The organism is Roseomonas alba, assembly GCF_019430885.1.
Classification (GTDB): domain Bacteria; phylum Pseudomonadota; class Alphaproteobacteria; order Acetobacterales; family Acetobacteraceae; genus Neoroseomonas; species Neoroseomonas alba.
In genome coordinates this window covers 191,461-209,622 of the sequence record NZ_JAHYBZ010000008.1, presented here as the reverse complement: position 1 = coordinate 209,622, position 18,162 = coordinate 191,461, and the positions used below count along the sequence as shown (strand labels likewise).

20 protein-coding genes are annotated in these 18,162 nt (G+C 70.5%); 8 read left to right on the top strand and 12 right to left on the bottom strand.

The window, feature by feature from the left end; all coding sequences use genetic code 11:
- Nucleotides 1-195: 195 nt before the first annotated feature.
- Nucleotides 196-912, top strand: a complete 717-nt coding sequence (locus tag KPL78_RS22365) for a response regulator transcription factor (RefSeq protein ID WP_219765193.1) — start codon at nt 196-198, stop codon at nt 910-912.
- 6 nt (nt 913-918) lie between these two features.
- Entirely contained in the window at nt 919-1,305 is a 387-nt protein-coding gene (locus KPL78_RS22360) for a carboxymuconolactone decarboxylase family protein (RefSeq protein WP_219765192.1), read from the top strand.
- Between the two features lie 15 nt (nt 1,306-1,320).
- Here KPL78_RS22360 and KPL78_RS22355 read toward each other — a convergent pair whose 3' ends face one another.
- From KPL78_RS22355 to KPL78_RS22345, 3 genes are all read right to left on the bottom strand, one after another.
- Nucleotides 1,321-2,475 (bottom strand): MFS transporter, encoded by a 1,155-nt coding sequence (locus KPL78_RS22355; RefSeq protein WP_219765191.1) that lies wholly within the window; start codon nt 2,473-2,475, stop codon nt 1,321-1,323.
- Between the two features lie 110 nt (nt 2,476-2,585).
- Nucleotides 2,586-3,911: an ammonium transporter gene (locus tag KPL78_RS22350; RefSeq protein ID WP_219765315.1), complete on the bottom strand. Its 1,326-nt coding sequence runs from the start codon at nt 3,909-3,911 to the stop codon at nt 2,586-2,588.
- A 46-nt stretch (nt 3,912-3,957) separates the two neighbouring features.
- A complete protein-coding gene (locus KPL78_RS22345; protein ID WP_219765190.1) occupies nt 3,958-4,296 on the bottom strand; it encodes a P-II family nitrogen regulator in 339 nt (112 codons plus the stop codon).
- Nucleotides 4,297-4,533: 237 nt separating this feature from the next.
- On the opposite strand from KPL78_RS22345, the gene KPL78_RS22340 reads away from it, so the two are divergent.
- Entirely contained in the window at nt 4,534-5,805 is a 1,272-nt protein-coding gene (locus tag KPL78_RS22340; RefSeq protein ID WP_219765189.1) for an FAD-dependent monooxygenase, read from the top strand.
- 735 nt (nt 5,806-6,540) lie between these two features.
- On the opposite strand, the gene KPL78_RS22335 is transcribed toward KPL78_RS22340, so the two are convergent.
- On the bottom strand, nt 6,541-7,023 hold the full coding sequence (locus tag KPL78_RS22335; protein ID WP_219765188.1) for a CBS domain-containing protein: 483 nt from the start codon (nt 7,021-7,023) through the stop codon (nt 6,541-6,543).
- A gap of 185 nt (nt 7,024-7,208) precedes the next feature.
- On the opposite strand from KPL78_RS22335, the gene KPL78_RS22330 reads away from it, so the two are divergent.
- Nucleotides 7,209-7,757, top strand: coding sequence for a hypothetical protein (locus KPL78_RS22330; protein ID WP_219765187.1), 549 nt, complete (start codon nt 7,209-7,211; stop codon nt 7,755-7,757).
- Nucleotides 7,758-7,761: 4 nt separating this feature from the next.
- The gene (gene dapA, locus KPL78_RS22325) at nt 7,762-8,700 is read left to right on the top strand and encodes a 4-hydroxy-tetrahydrodipicolinate synthase (RefSeq protein WP_219765186.1); all 939 of its coding nucleotides are present in this window, start codon (nt 7,762-7,764) and stop codon (nt 8,698-8,700) included.
- Between the two features lie 372 nt (nt 8,701-9,072).
- Here dapA and KPL78_RS22320 read toward each other — a convergent pair whose 3' ends face one another.
- The 8 genes from KPL78_RS22320 to KPL78_RS22285 form a co-directional block, all read right to left on the bottom strand.
- Nucleotides 9,073-10,056, bottom strand: coding sequence for a Bug family tripartite tricarboxylate transporter substrate binding protein (locus KPL78_RS22320; RefSeq protein WP_219765185.1), 984 nt, complete (start codon nt 10,054-10,056; stop codon nt 9,073-9,075).
- Between the two features lie 120 nt (nt 10,057-10,176).
- On the bottom strand, nt 10,177-10,647 hold the full coding sequence (locus KPL78_RS22315; protein ID WP_219765184.1) for a copper chaperone PCu(A)C: 471 nt from the start codon (nt 10,645-10,647) through the stop codon (nt 10,177-10,179).
- Between the two features lie 21 nt (nt 10,648-10,668).
- Nucleotides 10,669-11,001: a hypothetical protein gene (locus KPL78_RS22310; RefSeq protein ID WP_219765183.1), complete on the bottom strand. Its 333-nt coding sequence runs from the start codon at nt 10,999-11,001 to the stop codon at nt 10,669-10,671.
- An 11-nt stretch (nt 11,002-11,012) separates the two neighbouring features.
- Nucleotides 11,013-11,519: a YcnI family protein gene (locus KPL78_RS22305; RefSeq protein WP_219765182.1), complete on the bottom strand. Its 507-nt coding sequence runs from the start codon at nt 11,517-11,519 to the stop codon at nt 11,013-11,015.
- Between the two features lie 9 nt (nt 11,520-11,528).
- Nucleotides 11,529-11,768 carry a hypothetical protein gene (locus tag KPL78_RS22300; protein ID WP_219765181.1) on the bottom strand — a complete coding sequence of 80 codons (240 nt, stop codon included), beginning with the start codon at nt 11,766-11,768 and terminating at the stop codon, nt 11,529-11,531.
- 66 nt (nt 11,769-11,834) lie between these two features.
- A complete protein-coding gene (locus KPL78_RS22295) occupies nt 11,835-12,206 on the bottom strand; it encodes a DUF2946 family protein (RefSeq protein WP_219765180.1) in 372 nt (123 codons plus the stop codon).
- Between the two features lie 226 nt (nt 12,207-12,432).
- Nucleotides 12,433-12,981 carry an RNA 2',3'-cyclic phosphodiesterase gene (thpR, locus tag KPL78_RS22290; protein WP_219765179.1) on the bottom strand — a complete coding sequence of 183 codons (549 nt, stop codon included), beginning with the start codon at nt 12,979-12,981 and terminating at the stop codon, nt 12,433-12,435.
- A gap of 31 nt (nt 12,982-13,012) precedes the next feature.
- Nucleotides 13,013-13,615 (bottom strand): arylesterase, encoded by a 603-nt coding sequence (locus KPL78_RS22285; protein WP_432761290.1) that lies wholly within the window; start codon nt 13,613-13,615, stop codon nt 13,013-13,015.
- A 76-nt stretch (nt 13,616-13,691) separates the two neighbouring features.
- On the opposite strand from KPL78_RS22285, the gene KPL78_RS22280 reads away from it, so the two are divergent.
- The 3 genes from KPL78_RS22280 (at nt 13,692) to KPL78_RS22270 (ending at nt 18,009) form a co-directional block, all read left to right on the top strand.
- Nucleotides 13,692-14,414 carry an ABC transporter ATP-binding protein gene (locus KPL78_RS22280; RefSeq protein ID WP_219765177.1) on the top strand — a complete coding sequence of 241 codons (723 nt, stop codon included), beginning with the start codon at nt 13,692-13,694 and terminating at the stop codon, nt 14,412-14,414.
- 361 nt (nt 14,415-14,775) lie between these two features.
- Complete coding sequence (locus KPL78_RS22275) at nt 14,776-17,274, top strand: ABC transporter permease (protein ID WP_219765176.1); 2,499 nt, start codon at nt 14,776-14,778, stop codon at nt 17,272-17,274.
- A 132-nt stretch (nt 17,275-17,406) separates the two neighbouring features.
- Nucleotides 17,407-18,009 carry a hypothetical protein gene (locus KPL78_RS22270; protein ID WP_219765175.1) on the top strand — a complete coding sequence of 201 codons (603 nt, stop codon included), beginning with the start codon at nt 17,407-17,409 and terminating at the stop codon, nt 18,007-18,009.
- Nucleotides 18,010-18,162 lie beyond the last annotated feature (153 nt).

Here is an 18,162-nt window from a genome sequence, read left to right as displayed (position 1 = left end):
TTCGAGCCCTGGATGTGGTACGACGGCACAACGCGTCCAGATGAGTGAAGTGGCAATCACAGATGCGAGATTTTGCTTCGGAGCCAGCGCGGACCCTGGCACAACCGTAGCCGGCAGGTCATACCTCAAGTGAATACTGCGTGGTTTGGCCGGAGGGGCGGCCGGAACCCCAGCAACCGAGGGGATAGGCAAGGGATGGCGGGGCCGCGTCCTGTACTGATCATCGAAGATGACGTGGCGTTGGCTGGAACCCTGACTGACCAGCTGGCGCTTGAGGGCGAATTTGAACCCGTGGCGGCTGGCAGCTTGGCCGAGGCCGAGACGCTGCTCAACGCGGCGGGTGCAAGATTCGACCTGCTGCTGCTGGACCTGACGCTACCGGATGGCGACGGAAGGGAGTTTTGCACGCGGCTGCGCCGTGCCGGTTTCCGCATGCCGATCATCATGCTGACCGGTTCGGATGGCGAGGCGGATATTGTCAGCGGACTGGATGCCGGCGCGAATGATTACATCGCCAAACCTTTCCGGTTGGCGGAATTGTTGGCGCGTATCCGTGCGCAACTGCGCGTCTATGACAGCAGCGAGGATGCGATCTTCCAGATCGGGCCATATCTGTTCCGTCCGGCGGCCAAGCAGCTTCACGAGCAGGCAAGCGGCAAGCGGCTGCGCCTGACCGAGAAGGAAGCGGCGATCCTGAAGTACCTCTACCGGGCCGGCGGCAAGCCGGTGCCGCGCCAGGTGCTGCTGAACGAGGTGTGGGGCTACAACAGCAACGTCACCACGCATACGCTGGAGACGCACATCTACCGGCTGCGGCAGAAGATCGAGCCGAACCCGGCGGAGACGCGCATCCTGGTGACGGAGTCGGGCGGCTATCGCCTGGAACTGGGCAGCCCGGCCGAGGCGGGCTGACCCGGCGTGACGCGGCTGGTGTCCTATGACGAAGCACCGCCCGAGGTTCGGGCGGTGTTCGACGACATCAAGGCGCTGCGCGGCGTCGCCGACGTCAACAATTTCTGGAAGGCGTTGGCGGTGCATCCGCCCACGCTCGCCCGCACCTGGGACAGCCTGAAGCAGGTGATGGCGCCGGGTGCGCTCGACCCCCTGGTGAAGGAGATGCTGTATCTCGCGGCCTCGGCGGCGGCGGGATGCACCTATTGCGTCGCCTCCCACACCGCGGCGGCGAAGGCCAGGGGCATGACGCCGGAGATGCACGGGGAACTGCTCGCCGTGCTGGGCATGGCGGCGGAGACCAATCGGCTCGCCGAGGCGCTGCGCGTGCCGGTGGATCCCGGCTTCGAGTGACCGCAGCCCGGCGTCCTATGACGCCGCCCGCCGCCGCATCGCGTCTGCGTAGATGCCAAGGGCCGTGACACAGACCGCCAGGAATCCGGCCGCCGTCAGCAGCGGGGCCGCCGCGACGCCCGTCAGATCGCGCACGAAGCCCGCGAAAGGCGGCAGGAGCGCGAGGCCCAGATAGAACAGCGTGTAGTGCACTCCCATGCCGAAGGCGCGGCTCTCCGCGCTCAGCGCCCGGCCGGCGAAAGCCATGATGAGGCTGGACGGTGCGGCCGCGAGCAGCCCGAAGGCTGGCAATGTCAGCCAGGCCGGCGCCCCCGCCGCGGTCAGGACCAATGCGCCGACCATGCCGAGCAGGCATAGGACGCAGACCAGCATCGGCCGGCCAAGCCGCTCGGCGATGGCGCCACCCCAGGGCTGCAACGGCAGGATGGAGAAGCCGATCAGCGAGGCCAACGCCCCGGCCTCCGCCCGCGTCATCCCCTGCGCCACCAGGAAGGCCGGGGCAAAGCCGACCGCGACGGCAAAGGCGGCATTGTAGCCGGCCCAAACGACGCCCAGGGCGATCAGCGGTCGCCATTCCTGCCGCAGCAGCCACATCCGCCTGTGCGAGGCAGCCTGCGGCCCGGCGCCCCGCACTGTCAGGCTCACCAGCAGAAAGGCGAGGCCGCAGAAGCCGGCGGACAGCCACAACCCGGTCCGCCACGCCGTCCCCAGCAGCGGCAGGACCAGCAGGGCAAGGCCGATCCCGAAGGGCCAGGCCATCAGCATCATGCCCATCGCCAGCGCGACGGCCGGTCCGGCAAAGCGATCCAGCACCATCTTCGCGCCGGCGATGGTCAGCAATGCCCCGCCGACGCCCGATACCAGTCGTCCGGTGAGCGCCACGGCGAAGTCCGGCGCCAGGGCGAGCAGCACCCCGCCCAGCCCCATGAGGCCGACGCCGGCGAGCAGCACCACACGGTCCCCGAAGCGCGCGAGCAGCCATCCGGCGGGAAGGGCGACGAAGACACCCGCAAGGGAATAGGCGCCGATCAGCGTGCCGAGTGCCGCCCAATCCGCCACCAGGCCACCGATCAGCAGCGTGCCGAGCGCGCCCACGACCTGCAGCTGCGCGCCCATCGAAATGCGGGCGAGGGCCAGCACCCCGACCTCGCCCCAGCGACCGAATGTCATGGCGGCTGCCTACGCGGTGCCAGGGGGCGTGGCAATCAGGCGTCGGAATGCGAAGGGCGCGACGGTTTCCCGCCGCGCCCCTGCGCCAGACCCGGCCGGATGGCCGGCGATCAGTTCAGCCGTTCGCCGTGCAGCGTGACGTCGAGGCCTTCGCGCTCCTCTTCCTCGGTCACGCGCAGGCCGACGATCACGTCCACCACCTTGAGGATGATGAAGGTCGCGACCGCGGTGAAGACGATGGTGGCACCCACCGCCGTGCACTGCTTGATGAACTGCTCCATCGACCCGCCCGAACCTTCCGGCGCCGCCGTGGTGGCCGAGAGCGGGCCATAGGCGAGGAAGCCGACCAGCAGCGCGCCGACGATGCCGCAGATGCCGTGCACGCCGAAGGCGTCGAGGCTGTCATCGTAGCCGAGGGCGTGCTTGAGGCCCGTGGCGCCCCACAGCCCGGCGAGGCCGGCCACGACGCCGAGGAGCAGCGCCGAACCCGGCATCACGAAACCGGCCGCCGGGGTGATGGCGACGAGGCCCGCCACCGCGCCGGAGATGGCGCCGAGCACGCTGGGCTTGCCCTTGGTCATCCATTCGGCGAAGCACCAGGACATCGCGGCGGCGCCGGTGGCGATCTGCGTCACCAGCATCGCCATGGCGGCGCGGCCGCCGCCCGAGGACCCGGCCGAACCGGCGTTGAAGCCGAACCAGCCCACCCAGAGCAGGGAGGCGCCGATCACCGCGAAGCCCAGATTGAAGGGCGACATGTTCTCGGTGCCGTAGCCAATGCGCTTGCCGAGGACGAGGGCGGCCACCAGGCCGGCGACGCCGGCATTGATGTGCACCACCGTGCCGCCGGCGAAGTCGAGCGCGCCGAGGGCGAAGAGCCAGCCATTCGGATGCCAGACCCAGTGGGCGATCGGCGAATAGACCAGCAGCGACCACAGGATCACGAAGAGGATCAGCGCCGAGAACTTCATGCGGTCGGCCACCGCGCCCGTGATCAGGGCGGCGGTGATGATCGCGAAGGTCATCTGGAACATCACGAAGATGCTTTCCGGGATGGTGAAGGCCACCGCGGAATCGCCCGTGCCGAGGGTGAAGGGCTTGTCCCAGTTCTCGGCGAGGCCGGCGAGCATGATGCGCGAGAAGTCGCCGAAATAGGCCCCACCCTCGCCGAAGGCGATGGAGTAGCCCGCAACCAGCCACAGCACGGTCACGAGCGCCGTGATGAAGAAGGACTGCATCATCGTGGCGAGCACGTTCTTCTTGCGGACCATGCCCGAATAGAAGAGTGCGACGCCCGGCACCGTCATCATCAGCACCAGGGCGGTGGAGGTCATCATCCAGGCGGCGTCGCCGGTGTCCACCTTGGCGTCCTGCGCCATCGCGGGGCCTGCCGCGAGCAGCAGGGCAGCAGCGGCGCTGCCGCCGCGCGCGAGCATGCGCTTCACTGTCTTGGGTTCCTTTCCGTGCATCATGGCTTCGGCCTCACAGGGCCGAATTGTCGGTTTCGCCCGTGCGGATACGCAGGGCGCGCTCCACATCGAGGACGAAGATCTTGCCGTCGCCGATCTTGCCGGTGCGCGCGGTCGTGGCGATTGCCTCGACCACGGCATCGGCGAGCTCGGCCGGGACGGTGACTTCGATCTTCACCTTGGGCAGGAAGCTCACATGGTATTCGGCCCCGCGGTAGATCTCGGTCTGGCCCTTCTGCCGGCCGAAACCCTTGACCTCGGTCACCGTAAGGCCCTGCACGCCGAGCGGGGTGAGCGCCTCGCGCACCTCGTCCAGCTTGAAAGGCTTGATCACAGCCATCACCAGTTTCATGGCGCCGTCCTGTTCCCTCTCTGCGGCGGACGGAAAGGTGACTTCCAAGTCTTGTGCCAGAGGCGGGCGCCCGCGCCGGCCCCGTCTGCCGTGCATGGGCGGACGGGAATTGGCGCGAATTTATGCAGTTGCGTTATATGTGGGCATGAAACGTAACAGGCGGTTCACCCCTGGCGTTGCCGCGCCGCGTGGCGCACATCCGGATCGAGATCCGCAAGCAAAGGCAGCCTGTCCCGCATGACCACACCCCTGTCCGTCGATGTCTGCATCCTGGGTGCGGGGCCGGTTGGTGCCACCCTCGCCGCGGCGTTGGCGGCGGGCGGCGTGCGCGCCGCGGTGGTCGATGCCGCGCCGCTGCCGCCCATGGAGCTGCCGGCCTTCGACGGCCGCGCCTACGCGATCGCGCTGACGTCGCGGCGGCTCCTCGATGCGGCCGGGGTCTGGGCGCATCTGCCGTATGACCCTTGCCCGATCCTCGGCATCCGCGTCGCCGATGGGCGGCCGGGGGAGCGTGCCTCGGCCCTCGCCCTGGAATTCGACCATGCCGACATCGGCCCTGATCCCTTTGGCTGGATGGTCGAGGCCCGCGCCCTGCGTGTCGCCCTGAACGCCCGGCTGCCGCTGCTGCCGGAACTGACGGTCTTCGCGCCGGCCACGGCGGCGGTCGCCCGCGATGCCCAAGGTGTGGTCATTCGCCTTTCCACTGGGCAGGAAATCCATGCCCGGTTGGTGGTGGGTGCCGAGGGGCGCAACTCCCCGTTGCGCCGGGCGGCGGGGATCGGGGTGACGCGCATCGACTACCATTGCCTGGGGCTGGTGGGCGCGGTGGCGCATGAGAAGCCGCACCACAACATGGCGCTGGAGCAGTTCCTGCCTTCCGGCCCCTTCGCCCAGCTTCCGATGCAGGGCATTCCCGGCCATCCCCATGTCAGCGCCATCGTCTGGACCGAGCGCACCGATTTCGCGCGCCGCTGCCTGGCGCTGGACGATGCCGCCTATGGCCGGCAGATCGCCGCGCGGATGGGGGGGCATCTGGGGGCCGTGACGCCGATCGGGCGGCGCTGGTCCTATCCGCTCTCGGCCATGCATGTCGCGCGCTACACGGCCGAGCGGCTCGCGCTGGTGGGCGATGCCGCGCATGGCATCCATCCGATCGCGGGGCAGGGGCTCAATCTCGGCTTCCGCGACGTGGCCGCGCTGGCCGAACTGGTGGTCGCGGCGGTCGCCGCCGGGCAGGACCCGGGCGGCCCGGAGCTGCTGGCGCGCTACCAGGCGGCGCGGCGGCCGGACAATCTGGTGATGCTAGGCGCGACGCATCTGCTCGAGCGGCTGTTCACCGCACGCCTGCCGCCGGTGCGGCTGGCCCGGCGCCTGGGTATCGCGGCGGTGGACCGGATGCCGCGGCTGAAGCGCTTCTTCGCCGCGCGGGCCATGGGTTTGGCGCTGCAGGATCCGGATTCCACGACGCAGGCGACGCATCATCAGAATAACGAGGGACCGAAACGGTAATTCGTCGTTATCGCCAACCGCGCTCAATGTTGATGCCGATCACGCCACCATGTCTTGATACGTTGGTGCTCTGACAGGTGGTCCCGGAAAAGCAGGTGCCGGAATCAAAGCGCGGGAGAATTCGAGCCGACGTCGGCAGGCGTTCGCAGTCGCCGCGGCTGTGGCTGGCCGCAGACAGCAAGGTCGCGCCAACATCCTGTCGCCAGCCTTTGCGTTGGGGACCACCCTGGGCGCGGCTCCTTGTTGTGGTTCTGCTTTCCCTCGCGCTCTGGGCGGGCATCGTGTTGGGCATTCGCGAGGCGTTACGCGTGCTTTCGTAGCGCGATTGAAATCAAAGCCTGGAATATTCTGGTACCGAAATTTAAATGTCCCGCGATCTCACCTCAGCCGCAATGCTGGCGGGGATGCACGGATCTATTTCGGTTATTGCAACAAAGTGACGGGCGATCCCGTAAGCCAGAAGTCGAATGCCGGGCGTGGGGCGGCACGGATCGCCCCCTTCCCTCCCCGATCGCGGTCCTCGTGGCGCTGGCGAGCTGGGCGGACGTCATTCACGGTATCAGGCAGCCGTCACGGCTGGTCAGCCGGACTCCCGGCCCGTCCTGCCGGGTTGCGGCCGGGCCGCATCGCCTTAGAGCAGATCCTGTCGGGATGAACTCATCTGGACAGGTGAAGAGGCTCGCAAAAACAAATACCTAGAGAGTTGCAGGTGAACGGAAGTTCGCCCGAAATGCTCTAGCTCGTCGGTTCCAGCAGGTCCGGCAGGTTCTCGACCACGGCGCGCACCACATCAGCGCGGCTGACGATGCCGACCAGCACGCCGTCGCGCAGGATCAGGACGCGCTTCACCTTCTGCTTCAGCATCATGTCGCCGATTTCCGCCAGCGAAGCATCCTCGCCGGCGCTGAGGACCGGCGCGTGCATCAGGTCGCGCGCATGGCGCTGGTCGATCCCGATGGCGGCCAGGAACTGCTCGGAAAGCTCCTCGCCCTCGGCGAGCTGACGCAGCCACTGCGCCCGCTTGCCCTGGAACTCCGCACCGAAATGGCGCAGCACATCACCTTCGCTGACCACGCCGAGCGGTCGCTTCTGCGCATCGACCACCGGCACGGCGCTGACGCCGCGCGCCAGCATCAGCTTCGCGATCTGCGCCACCGTCGCCTCCGGTGAGACGGTCACAACATCCTTCGTCATCACCGACTTGGCTGGAATGGTCACCCGCGCGCCTCCCGATGCAGAGCGCCATCCTATCGCAGGACGGCGCGATGGTCGCCTTGATGCCGCGCAATGAGGCGAACCGATTCGACACCGGGTCGTTTGCGCGGAATTTGCGTCGCCCCGCCCACTCTCCTGCGGTGCCTTTACGCGCGCCGGGCCTACTCCGATGCGCCATGGAGGCCCGCATGCCAGCACACGCCGTCCCCGCCCAGAAGACCGTCGCACGGCCGCGCCAGACGCGGCTGCGGCAGGTCGTACAGAACGCCAGGCCACCGTCGTCCCGCCGCGACACTCCGCAGGCCGGCGGGATCGACATGCTCGACGCCGCCGACGCCGTCCCGCAGGACCGCGTCCTCGTCATCGGCGGACAGAATGCCGAGTTGCTCTGCGCCAGCCTGCGCCGCGGCTGCCGCTCCGCCATCGCCGTGGTCGGCCCGGCACCTCTCCCCGAACCCGCCGACCTCGTGCTTGCCCCGCGTGTCGCCACGGCCGACCAGGCCGCGGCGATCGGGGCCCAGGCCCGCCGCGCCATCCTGGCCGGGGCGCGGCACGGCCGCCTGGCCATCGGCCTGATCGGCGCCGGCGCGCTGGCGCTCGGCCGGGCAGCGGCGCGGCGGCTGCGCGACTACGGCTTTGCCCGGGCGCGCCTGCGTGCGCGGGCCGAGGGCGGCATCCTGCTGCTCTGCGATTTCGACGCCCCCGCCCCTGCCGTCCGCCGCGATGGGAAGGCCTGACACCATGCCCACCCTGTCCGTCTTCAGCCCCGAGGGCTCCATCCCGGCCCTCGTCACGCCCTTCCTGCGGGGTGATCCCGCGTCGCTCGACCGGCCGGCGCTCGCGCGGCTGGCGCTACGGGCCGCCGAGCGGGGATCTTCGGCCGTCGTGGTCTGCGGCAGCACCGGCGAGGGCCCCGCGCTGTCCGCCGAGGAACACGCCGAGGCGGTCGCCATCGCCGTCCGCACCCTGTCCGGCCGCGTGCCGGTGATCGCGGGTGTCGGCGCACCCTCGACCGAGACGGCGGTCAGCCTCGCCGTCGGCGCCGAGCGCTGCGGCGCGGCGGCACTGCTCGTCTCCGCCCCACCCTATGTGCGGCCGAGCCAGGAGGGGCTGCGCGCCCATCTGCGCGCCGTCGCCGCCGCCTCGGGCCTGCCGATCGTGCTCTACGACGTGCCCGCGCGCGCCGCCGTCGCCTTCTCCGACGAGACCATCGGCCGGCTGCGCTCGGAAGGCGTGATCCGCGCCATCAAGGACGCGTCGGGCGACCTGGCCCGGCCGGCCCGGCTGCGTCAGCTCTGTGGCGATGACTTCGCGCAGCTTTCGGGCGACGACGCCACCGCCCTGGCGCATCGCGCCATGGGCGGGGTGGGCTGCATCTCGGTTACGGCCAACCTCGTGCCCGCACTGTGCGCCGCGATGCACGCCGCCTGGGACGCTGGCGACACGCTGCGCGCCCGGCATGTCGCGGACCGCCTTGCGCCGCTGCACGCGCTGCTCTTCACCGAGACAAACCCGGTCCCCGTCAAGGCGGCACTCGGGCTGCTCGGCCTGTGCGACCCGACGCCGCGGCTGCCACTGATCCCGGCCCTGCGCGAGACACGGCAGCGGTTGACCGACCTTCTTCCCGCGCTGGCGGCTGAGGACGAACTGTTGCTGCCGCGGGCCCGCCGCGTGGCGTGATGTCGGTGGCTTTTGGAGGCCTTGTCCTGGCGCCGTGCGCGGCGGGCCGGGCGAGTATCGAAACGGGCGCTTGTCCATGGAGCGCGCCTGGAGGCGGGACGCCCGCCCCGCACGGCGCCGAAGAAGACCCTTCAACCATGCGATCATGCGGAGCGGTCTTTGACGTGCGAAGCCCTTGGGATCGCCATGCTTCGGCATGTGGCGCGCCCACTCAGAATGGTCGCCAAGCCCTGCTTCCGCGCCTGTCGGGTGCCTGAAGGTTCCGACATGCCAACGGTGCCTTGCACCAAGTCGAGGTTTCCAAAGGCCTTTCGCCCTTTGGTGGGGGGAGGTCCGGAGAGGGGCAAGGCCCCTCTCCAGGTCCCTGCGCGCCTATTCCAGCCGAATGTTGTTGCGCTGGATGATCGCCTGGAACAGCGCCCGCTGCTCCGCGAGGTAGGTGGTGAAGGGCCCGGTCCCGCGGGGGATGGGTTCGACCGAGATGCCTTCGAAGCGGCTGCGCACCTCAGGAGCGGCCATGCCTTCCACCACCACGACGGCGAGACGCTCGGTGATGGCTGCGGGCAGGTTCGCCGGACCCATCAATCCGACCCAGGCACCCGCGTCGAAGCCCTGCAGCGCGCCGGGCTGGGTTGCGAACGGAACGACGCCGGGCGCAAGGGTGCTGCCGCCGGCGAGCGAGATGCCGAGCGCGCGCAGCGCGCCCTGGCGGACCAACGGCCAGGTCGCGGCCATGGTCTCGATGCCGTAGGTGATCTGGCCGCCGATCAACGCGGTCATCTCCGGCGCGCTGCCGGCGAAGGGAACGTGCAGCGCGTCCAGCCCCGCGGCCGCGTTGAAGGCCTCGGTGATCAGATGGGCGGTCGCGCCGGTGCCCGACGAGCCGAAGGTGTAATGGCCCGGCCGCGACCGCACGAGGGCGATAAAGTCCTGGATCGTCTGTGCCGGGAAGTCCGGCTTCACGACGAGGAGGTAGGGCGAGACGCCGAACATAGCGATTGCCGTGAAGTCGTGCTGCGCATCATAGGGCAGGCGCTGGAGCAGCGGGGAGATGGTGAGCGGCCCGGACGACCCGGCGAGCAGCGTGTAGCCGTCCGGCGCCGCCTTGGCGACGACGTCCGAGCCGATGGTGCCGCCAGCGCCGGCGCGATTCTCGGGCACCACTGGCACTCCGAGTCGTTCCTGCAGGCGCTGGGCGATGACGCGTCCTGCGAGGTCGGTCGCCTGGCCCGGTGGCCAGGGAATGACCATGCGGATTGGCCGGTTCGGCCATGGCGCCTGTTGCGCCGCGGCGAGGCCGGGCAGGCTGAGAAGCGCAACGGCAAGGGCAAGCGCCAGGCGTCTGGCCTGCAACATGGAAACGTTTCCTTCCGGGAAGACGAAATTGGCGGTTGGCCCGCCATACAACATTACGGATTGTGCATAGCCGTTTCGCGCGTCGCAAGGGGTCGGGACGATGCCCGACCCCCGGCTTCGTCAGTGGTGGCCGCCCGCCGCCCGCGCGCCGGCAGCCTCCACGGCGAGTTCCACCTGCACCGTACCGGCATGCTCGAAGCGCAGCGTCAGCGGCACGCGGCCGCCCTGCTGCAAGGGTGCGGTGAGGCCGATCATCATGATGTGGAAGCCACCCGGCCGCAGTTCGACGGTCGCGCCCGAAGCGATCGGGATGCCCTCCACCGGGCGCATGCGCATGACGTCGCCGTCGCGCGTCATGGTGTGGAGTTCGACCGTACGCGCGATGGGGGAGCTGGCGGAAATCAGCCGGTCGGGCTGGGACCCATTATTGGTCAGCCGCAGGAAGCCGGCGCCGTTGCCGTTGGCACCGGCCGCGCGGGTCCAGGGGTGCGCGATCGCGATGTCGCCGGCCGTGTAGTCATGTGCGGCGGCCGGCAGGGCGGCGAGGATCGCCGCTGCGGCAATGGCGAGGGTACGACGGGTGGTGGTCATGGCGTGTTCTCCTTGATGGGATCAGCGGCGGGCCAGGCGATCCGGCCAGATGGAATCGGCGTTGCCGGCGCGGGCCTCGATGCGGCCGGCGAGGCGGGCGATGCGCGCGGCTTCCAGCGCGCCGGCGGCGGGATCGCCGGTGTCGCAGGCAGCGCGGGCGGCCGTCAGCGCACGGTCGAGCGCCGCCGCCTCCGTCGCATTCGCCTGGCCGCGGACGGCCTCGGCCCAGCTCGTGGCCGGGTTCAGCGCCGCGGTGCAGACCGCGGTGAGCTCGGCGTTCATCGCCTCGGTGTCGCAGGCCCGGGCGAGGGGTGGGGCGGCGAGCACGAGACCCGCCAGCAGGATGGCGCGCATGGGTGGAGTCCTCAGCGGGCGATCAGCCGCATCGCGGCGGCGGGGTGGGGGTAGTCGGAGATGCGACGGCCCTCGGCCGGGATCTCCGACCAGTCGGTGACCGCGCCGCCCTCGCATTCCTGGCGCACGGCGAACCAAAGCGTGGCGCCGGGCTCGTTCGGCGCGCGGAAGCGCAGGACAAATTCGTCGTAGTGCTCGTTGGGCAGGCGGCCGCCTTCCCAGGTGATGGCCGCCACTTCCGGGGCGGAGCCATGGTCGCCGGGGGCTGCCGCTTCCTCGCGCGGCGTGATGACGAGCGTCCAGCCGGGCTTCGGCATGGGCCGCGCGCCGGTGACGCCATCGGGCATCCGCACGGTCAGGCGCACGGTCGCGGCGGTGCCGCAGCCATGGCCGACGCGCAGCGCGGCGCGGACATAGGCATGCGGTGCCGCCTGGGCGGGATCGACGGTGACATGGGCGCCCGCGGGCAGCGCGGGCAGGGCCGCGGCGGCGAGGGCGAGCAGCATCTTACGCATCATGGCGTCTCCTCAGAATCGGTATTGCTGACCGGCGCAGACGGACCGTCCGTTGCCGGGGACCTGCCGCGCCGCGGCTTCGGCTTCGGCGCTGGACGGATGGGTGGGCGTGCTTGTCACGCGCCGGGCGGTGACGATCATGGGCGGCAGGGTGGCGCCCTCGGGGGCGGGTTCCTCGGCCAGCGCGGGCTGGACCAGGGCACCCGCCGCCACCGCGGCCAGGACGGGCCGCGAGACGGAACTGGGAGTCACGAGACGTTTCTCTTCCTGAGGATCGGAACGGCAGGCGCAGGCGCGGCCGTTCCGAAGGGAACGGCCTCAGGAGAGAGCGGGTGGTCCGGTTGGCCGGTAGGGCGGGCCGCGGGCGGGGGGCTGCCGGCTGTCGGCACCGGCGATGAACCAGGCCGGCCCGACCTTCACCCAGGCCGGCGCCGGGGCGGCGGGCGGTTCGGGCAGCGCCGCATGGGCCAGCCCGACGCAGACGACGCAGAGGCCGTCACCGGCAAGCTGCTGAGGCAGTTCCTGCCCGTCCGGCCCGACCAGGATGGTGCGTTCCATGCCGGCAGGGGAGCAGAGCACGGTCTCGAAGCCGGCCGGCGCGGCCGCCATCGCCAGGCAATGCAGCGGCGCCAGCACGACCTGCAGCAGCAGGATCGCGGCGATCAGGCGCGCGACGGGGCGGTAGGCCACGGACACGCGCAAGGCGTAACGCGAGCCGGGAACATCGGCAAGCACGGCCCCCTGCGGCTCACCGACGCGAGCTGCCCGATGCCCGGCATCGGGCCGGCGGCGCAAAGCGGCCCGCGCTTGGGCCGGCCGTGGCCGCCGATACGCCCGTGCATGGCGCGAAAACCGAGACCCGAATGGCGGCGCCGGATTTTCCAAGCAGTCTCTGGGGCCAGCAAAAGCGGCGCCGCTAGGCGGCGCGGGCGACCAGGTCGTACTCGACCTCGGACGTGTACACCGACGCCTCCTTGCCCAGGCGCGAGGAGAACAGGGTGAAGCACTCCACCCGCACCGGCTCGGCGCGGAACAGGTTATGCGCCTGGACGTAGGAAATGACCTTCTCCGGCGGCGCCCGGTCCGTGCGCGCGATGGTGACATGGGGGGAGAAGGACTTGCGTTCCGGCGGCAGGCCGACGCGCTGGAGCGCCGTCTCTACCTTGCGCTGCAGATGCGCGAGCGCGTCGTTGCGCTCCGCTCCCACCCAGAGCGAATGGATCCGCCCCGCCTTCTCGAAGGTGCCGAGGCCCCGCAGCGTCAGGTCGAAGGCATTGCCGCGGATGGCGGCGAGCGCGTGGTCCACCTCCTGCGCGCGCCAGTTCTCGATCTCCCCGATGAAGCGCAGCGTCAGGTGGTAGTTGTCGGGTGGTACCCATTTCGCGCCCGGTATGCTCCCCGCCAGGGCCGAAAGATCGGCGCGGCATTCCGGGGGCAGGTCCAGGGCGACGAACAGGCGCAGCATCTCAAGCCCCCCAACTGAGGCCGGAGACGGGTCAGCCCGCGGGCACCCGCCCCAGCAGCGACTCCACGGCCGGAAGCATGCGACGGACCAGTTCCGCGACGCCAGCCTCATTCGGATGAATGCGATCCGGCTGATTGAGTTGCGGGTCGCCGGCCACGCCATCCAGCAGGAAGGGATAGAACACGATCTCGGGATGCTCTTCCGACAATCGCGTGAAGGTCGCGGCAAACTCCCGTCCATATTCGGCGCCCAGGTTCGGCGGCGCCAGCATCCCCGCCAGCATGACCGGCAGGCCGCGCGCCTTCAGCGCGTCCAGAATCGCCGCGAGATTCGCGCGGGTCGCGCCCGGTTCGATGCCGCGCAGCCCGTCATTGCCGCCAAGGGCCACGATCACCGCATCCGGCTGGTCGGCCATGGCCCAGTCGAGCCTGGCCCGCCCGCCCGCGCTGGTGTCGCCCGACACCCCGGCGTCGATCACCCGCACCTGCTGGCCCTTGGCGCGCAGCGCGGCCTCGAGCCGCGCCGGCAATCCCTGCCCGCGCGCGAGCCCATAGGCGGCGGTGATCGAATCGCCCAGCATCAGCAGCCGCAGCTCCGCCGCCCGTGCAGGCATCGCGGCCAGCAACGGCAACACTCCGAAACAGGCGGAAAGTTTGCCAAGCGCGGCGCGGCGCCCATATCGGTTCGAAAGCCGCGGAACCCTGAACGACATGGATGCCCTTCCACAGACCACCCCGACGCATGCGGGGCGCGACGCGACGCTGATCCTCGCGACCGACCTGCACTTCAAGGTGAGGGCCCAGTCGGGCGAGATCAATATCCTGCGCGGCGTGGATATCGCCGTGGCTGCGGGCGAGGCCGTCGGCATCGTCGGACCGTCCGGATCCGGCAAGACCTCGCTGCTAATGCTGCTTGCGGGCCTCGACCGCCCGACCGGCGGCACACTGACCGTTGCCGGCCACGACCTGACGCGCATGGATGAGGACGCACTCGCCGTCTTCCGCCGCGAGACCGTGGGCATCGTCTTCCAGGCCTTCCACCTGGTCCCCACCATGACCGCGATCGAGAACGTCGCCGTACCGCTGGAATTCGCCGGCCGCAGCGACGCCTTCGACCGCGCGGAGGAGGCGCTGAAGAGCGTCGGCCTCGGTCATCGCCTGACGCACTACCCCGGCCAGCTTTCCGGCGGCGAGCAGCAGCGCGTCGCGCTCGCCCGCGCCTTCGTCGCGCAGCCGCGGCTGCTGCTGGCGGATGAGCCGACGGGCAATCTCGATCGCGGCACGGGCGGGCAGGTGATGGACCTGCTGTTCGGACTGCGCGAGCGCTTCGGCACGACCCTGCTGCTGATCACGCACGACCCGATGCTGGCGGAACGCTGCGAACGGCAGTTGCGCATGGAGGACGGGCGGATCGTGGCGGATAGCGCGCGATGAACCCGGCGCTGCCGGACCAGGAGGCGCTCTGCCCCTTGCGCGCGAAGATGAGGCGCAGCGGGCGATTGGAGAGGGGCGCCGCCCCTCTTGAAACCTCACCCCGCCAAGTGCTTGGAGCACGTGGAACGCAATCGTTTGGCGCTTCGCGCAACAGGCATGCTCCGCCCTCCAGGCGCCTTTCGTGCGCAGGAGCGGGTCTCGGCGCCGTTCTCGCAGGGATGCCCAGCGCCAGGTATCGGTTTCCAAAGGCTCTGTGGCCTTTGGCGGGTGGGGGCTCGGGGGAGGGCAGAGCCCTTCCCCGGCGCGCCATCGCCTCAATCGTCGCGCGTATAGGGCGGCGCCCCTCGCGGCCCCTCGCCCGATGAAGACGCTCGCCCTCGCCTTCCGCTTCGCCCGCCGCGACCTGCGTGGCGGCGTGAAGGGCCTGCGCATCGTGCTCGCCTGTCTGGCTCTGGGTGTCGCCGCCATCACGGCCGTCGGCACGCTGCGCGCCGGCATCGAGGCTGGCATCGCCACCGATGGCGCGAAGCTGCTGGGCGGCGAGGTTGAGGTCGCATCGCAGCAAGGGCCGTTGCCGCAGGCGGCGCTGGATTGGCTGACGCAACACAGCGCGCGGCTGTCGCGCGTGACGTCGATGCGCGCCATGGCCGTCGCTCCGGATGGCGATCGGACGCTGGTGGAACTCAAGGCGGTTGATGACTTCTATCCGCTGTTCGGGGAACTGGTGCTCGATCCGCCAGGCCAGATCGGGTCGGGCGAGATCGCGGTCGATCGCCTGATCGCCGACCGGCTCGGTGTGGCGGCGGGAACCGAGTTGCGCATCGGTGAGGCGCGCTTCGCCCTGCGCGGGTTCGTCGCGGCAGAGCCGGACAAGGTGACGAATGTCTCCATTCTCGGCCCGCGCGCGATGATCCGCATGGCGGATCTGGATGCGACGCAACTCGTGCAGCCCGGGAGCCTCGTGACCTTCGAGTATCGCGTCGCGTTGCCGCCCGGCGCGAGTCGCTCAGCCTTCGTGGACGCCTTCCGCGAGGCCTTCCCGCGGAATGGCTGGCGCATCCGCACGGCCGATGCGGCGGCGCCGTCGGTCAACCGCTTCGTCGATCGCGCAGCCTTCTTTCTGACGCTGGCGAGCCTGACGGCTCTGCTCGTGGGCGGCATCGGCGTGGCGACCGGCGTGCGGTCGTGGCTCGACCAGCGCGCGCGGACCATCGCGACGCTGCGCTGCCTCGGGGCGTCGCCGGGGGTGATCTTTGCGACCTATCTCGTGCAAGTGATTGCGCTGGCCGCGGCGGGCATCGCGATCGGGCTGGTGGCGGGCTTCGGACTGACCTTCGCGGCGGCTTCGGCGCTGGCGGATGCGCTGCCGGTGCCACCGCGGCTCGGCCTGTATCCGGCGGTGCTGGCGCTCGCCGCGCTGTATGGGATGCTGACCGCGCTTGCCTTCGCCTTGTGGCCGCTCGGGCGCGCGATGGAGATCCCCGGCGCGGCGCTGTTCCGCGATACGTTGCAGCCGGCGGGCGTGCGGCCGCGGCTGACGCTGGTGCTCGGCACCATGGCGGCGGGGCTGGCGCTGGCGGCGCTGATCGTCGGCACGGCGGAAAATCGCATGTTCGCCGTCTGGTTCGTGATGGGCGCGGCGGGGACGCTGGTGGTGTTCCGGCTGGGCGCCTTCGCGTTGATGGCGGCCGCGAGAAGGCTGCGCTTCGTAAGGCGGCCGGCGGTGCGGCTGGGCCTGGCGAATCTGCACCGGCCCGGCGCGCCGACGCCGCTGATCCTGGTCTCGCTCGGCATCGGGCTGACGACGCTCGCGGCCATCGCGCTGATCGAAGGCAACATGCGCCGCCAGATCACCGAACAGATCCCGGACGCGGCGCCGAGCTTCTATTTCATCGACATCCAATCCAACCAGGCGCGCGACTTCGACCGCGTTGCGGCGGAGCAGCCGACGGTCAGCGAGGTGAAGCGCGTCCCGTCGCTCCGTGCGCGCATCGTCGCGGTGAACGGCGTGCCGGCCGAGGAGGTGCGCACCACCCCCGAGACGGCCTGGGCGCTGCGCGGCGATCGCGGCTTGACCTACGCCGCCACGCCGCCCGAGGGCACGCGCATCGTCGCCGGGCAATGGTGGCCGGCGGATTATCGCGGTGAGCCGCTGGTCTCCTTCGACGCCAACCTCGCGCGCGGCTGGGGCATCGGGCTGGGCGATACCATCACGGTGAGCGTGCTTGGGCGCGACATCCCGCTGCGCATCGCCAATCTGCGCGACATTGCCTGGCGCGGGCTGGGGCTGAACTTCGTGCTGGTGGCCTCGCCCGGCCTGCTGGAGGCGGCGCCGCACACCCACATCGCGACGGTGCGTGCGGCCCCGGCCGAGGAAGGCGCAGTGCTGCGCGCGATCAGCGAGGCTTTCCCCAACGTCTCCGGCGTGCGGGTGCGCGATGCAATCGAACAGGTCGCGGCCCTGCTGGCGCGCATCGGCACGGCGCTGACGGCGACCGCGTCGATGACGCTGTCGGCCGGGGCGCTGGTGCTGGCGGGCGCGGTGGCGGCCGGGCAGCGGCGGCGCGTGCGCGATGCGGTGGTGCTGAAGACCGTGGGGGCGACGCGCGCGCAGATCCGCAGCGCCTTCCTGGTGGAATTCGGCCTGCTGGGCGCGACGGCGGGGCTGATCGCGGCGGTGGCGGGGACGCTGGCGGCCTGGGGTGTGGTGCGCTTTGTCATGGGGGGCGAGTGGGTGTTCCTGCCCGGCACGCTCGCCGCCGTGGTGCTGGCCTGCACGGCGCTGACGCTGGTCTTCGGCCATGTCGGCACGGCGCTGGCGCTGCGCGCGCGACCGGCTCCGCTGTTGCGTAACGAATAGGCGGTAACACGCCGTAAACTGCTGGAAAATGAACGCGAAAGCGGCGCGCATCCGGCTACCGCCTCGGCACGGCTTCCTGTAAGGTCCGCGCGGCCGAATTCAACCAGGCCGCCTTCCCATCGAGGATCTGCCATGACGCATCCCTCTTTCCCGCGCCGCAAGCTCGCCGCGATCGTCGCCCTTCCGCTGCTTGCCCTCGGCGCCTGCGCCAGCGAGCCGCAGCAGCCGGTGACCCCGCCGCCGCCGGTCGTGGTCTCCACTGCGCAGGAAGCGGTCGGCGTCGTCCGCTCGGTGGATCTGCGCACCCGCCACGTCACCATCCTGACGCCGGCGAACCGCACCATCACGCTGGTCGTGCCGGAAAGCGTGCAGAACCTCGGCCAGGTGCGCCGCGGCAACCGCGTGCGCGTCCGCTTCGAGGAAGCCGTCGCCGTGCAGATGACGCCGCGCGGCACCAACCTGCCGGCCGAGATCGATGTCGGCGCCGCCCGCGCCGAACTCGGCGAGCGTCCGGCCGGCGCGGTGGTGACCACCCTGCGCGACACCGTGACGATCAACGCGGTCGACCAGACGACCAATGCGGTGACCTTCACCTCCTCGCGCGGCGTGCGCCGCACGGTCGTGGTGCGCAATCCGGAGATGCAGGCCTTCGTCCGCAACCTGCGCCCCGGTCAGCGCGTGAACGTCGCCTTCGTCGAGGCGACCGCGATCTCGGTCGAGCCCGCCGCGGGCTGACCCGGTCAGGGGCCGCGCTTCCGGCGCGGCCCCGCCTGGCCGGCGTTTACCGCCCGGCCATACCAACGTGCCAAATCGCAACAGTGACACGTTCTGGGGATGCGGCGGAACGTGCCGCGCCCCATCTTACACGCGGGCACCGGCCATTGACGG

Excerpts from the sequence above, each read along its gene's own strand:
- KPL78_RS22340 (WP_219765189.1), top strand. The coding sequence starts at position 4,534 with ATGACCACACCCCTGTCCGTCGATGTCTGCATCCTGGGTGCGGGGCCG.
- KPL78_RS22305 (WP_219765182.1), bottom strand. The coding sequence starts at position 11,519 with ATGATGCGTAAGATGCTGCTCGCCCTCGCCGCCGCGGCCCTGCCCGCG.
- KPL78_RS22280 (WP_219765177.1), top strand. The coding sequence starts at position 13,692 with ATGGATGCCCTTCCACAGACCACCCCGACGCATGCGGGGCGCGACGCG.
- thpR (WP_219765179.1), bottom strand. The coding sequence starts at position 12,981 with ATGCTGCGCCTGTTCGTCGCCCTGGACCTGCCCCCGGAATGCCGCGCC.
- KPL78_RS22315 (WP_219765184.1), bottom strand. The coding sequence starts at position 10,647 with ATGACCACCACCCGTCGTACCCTCGCCATTGCCGCAGCGGCGATCCTC.
- KPL78_RS22275 (WP_219765176.1), top strand. The coding sequence starts at position 14,776 with ATGAAGACGCTCGCCCTCGCCTTCCGCTTCGCCCGCCGCGACCTGCGT.
- KPL78_RS22310 (WP_219765183.1), bottom strand. The coding sequence starts at position 11,001 with ATGCGCGCCATCCTGCTGGCGGGTCTCGTGCTCGCCGCCCCACCCCTC.
- KPL78_RS22320 (WP_219765185.1), bottom strand. The coding sequence starts at position 10,056 with ATGTTGCAGGCCAGACGCCTGGCGCTTGCCCTTGCCGTTGCGCTTCTC.
- KPL78_RS22330 (WP_219765187.1), top strand. The coding sequence starts at position 7,209 with ATGCCAGCACACGCCGTCCCCGCCCAGAAGACCGTCGCACGGCCGCGC.
- KPL78_RS22345 (WP_219765190.1), bottom strand. The coding sequence starts at position 4,296 with ATGAAACTGGTGATGGCTGTGATCAAGCCTTTCAAGCTGGACGAGGTG.
- KPL78_RS22355 (WP_219765191.1), bottom strand. The coding sequence starts at position 2,475 with ATGACATTCGGTCGCTGGGGCGAGGTCGGGGTGCTGGCCCTCGCCCGC.
- KPL78_RS22270 (WP_219765175.1), top strand. The coding sequence starts at position 17,407 with ATGACGCATCCCTCTTTCCCGCGCCGCAAGCTCGCCGCGATCGTCGCC.
- dapA (WP_219765186.1), top strand. The coding sequence starts at position 7,762 with ATGCCCACCCTGTCCGTCTTCAGCCCCGAGGGCTCCATCCCGGCCCTC.
- KPL78_RS22365 (WP_219765193.1), top strand. The coding sequence starts at position 196 with ATGGCGGGGCCGCGTCCTGTACTGATCATCGAAGATGACGTGGCGTTG.
- KPL78_RS22350 (WP_219765315.1), bottom strand. The coding sequence starts at position 3,911 with ATGCTCGCGCGCGGCGGCAGCGCCGCTGCTGCCCTGCTGCTCGCGGCA.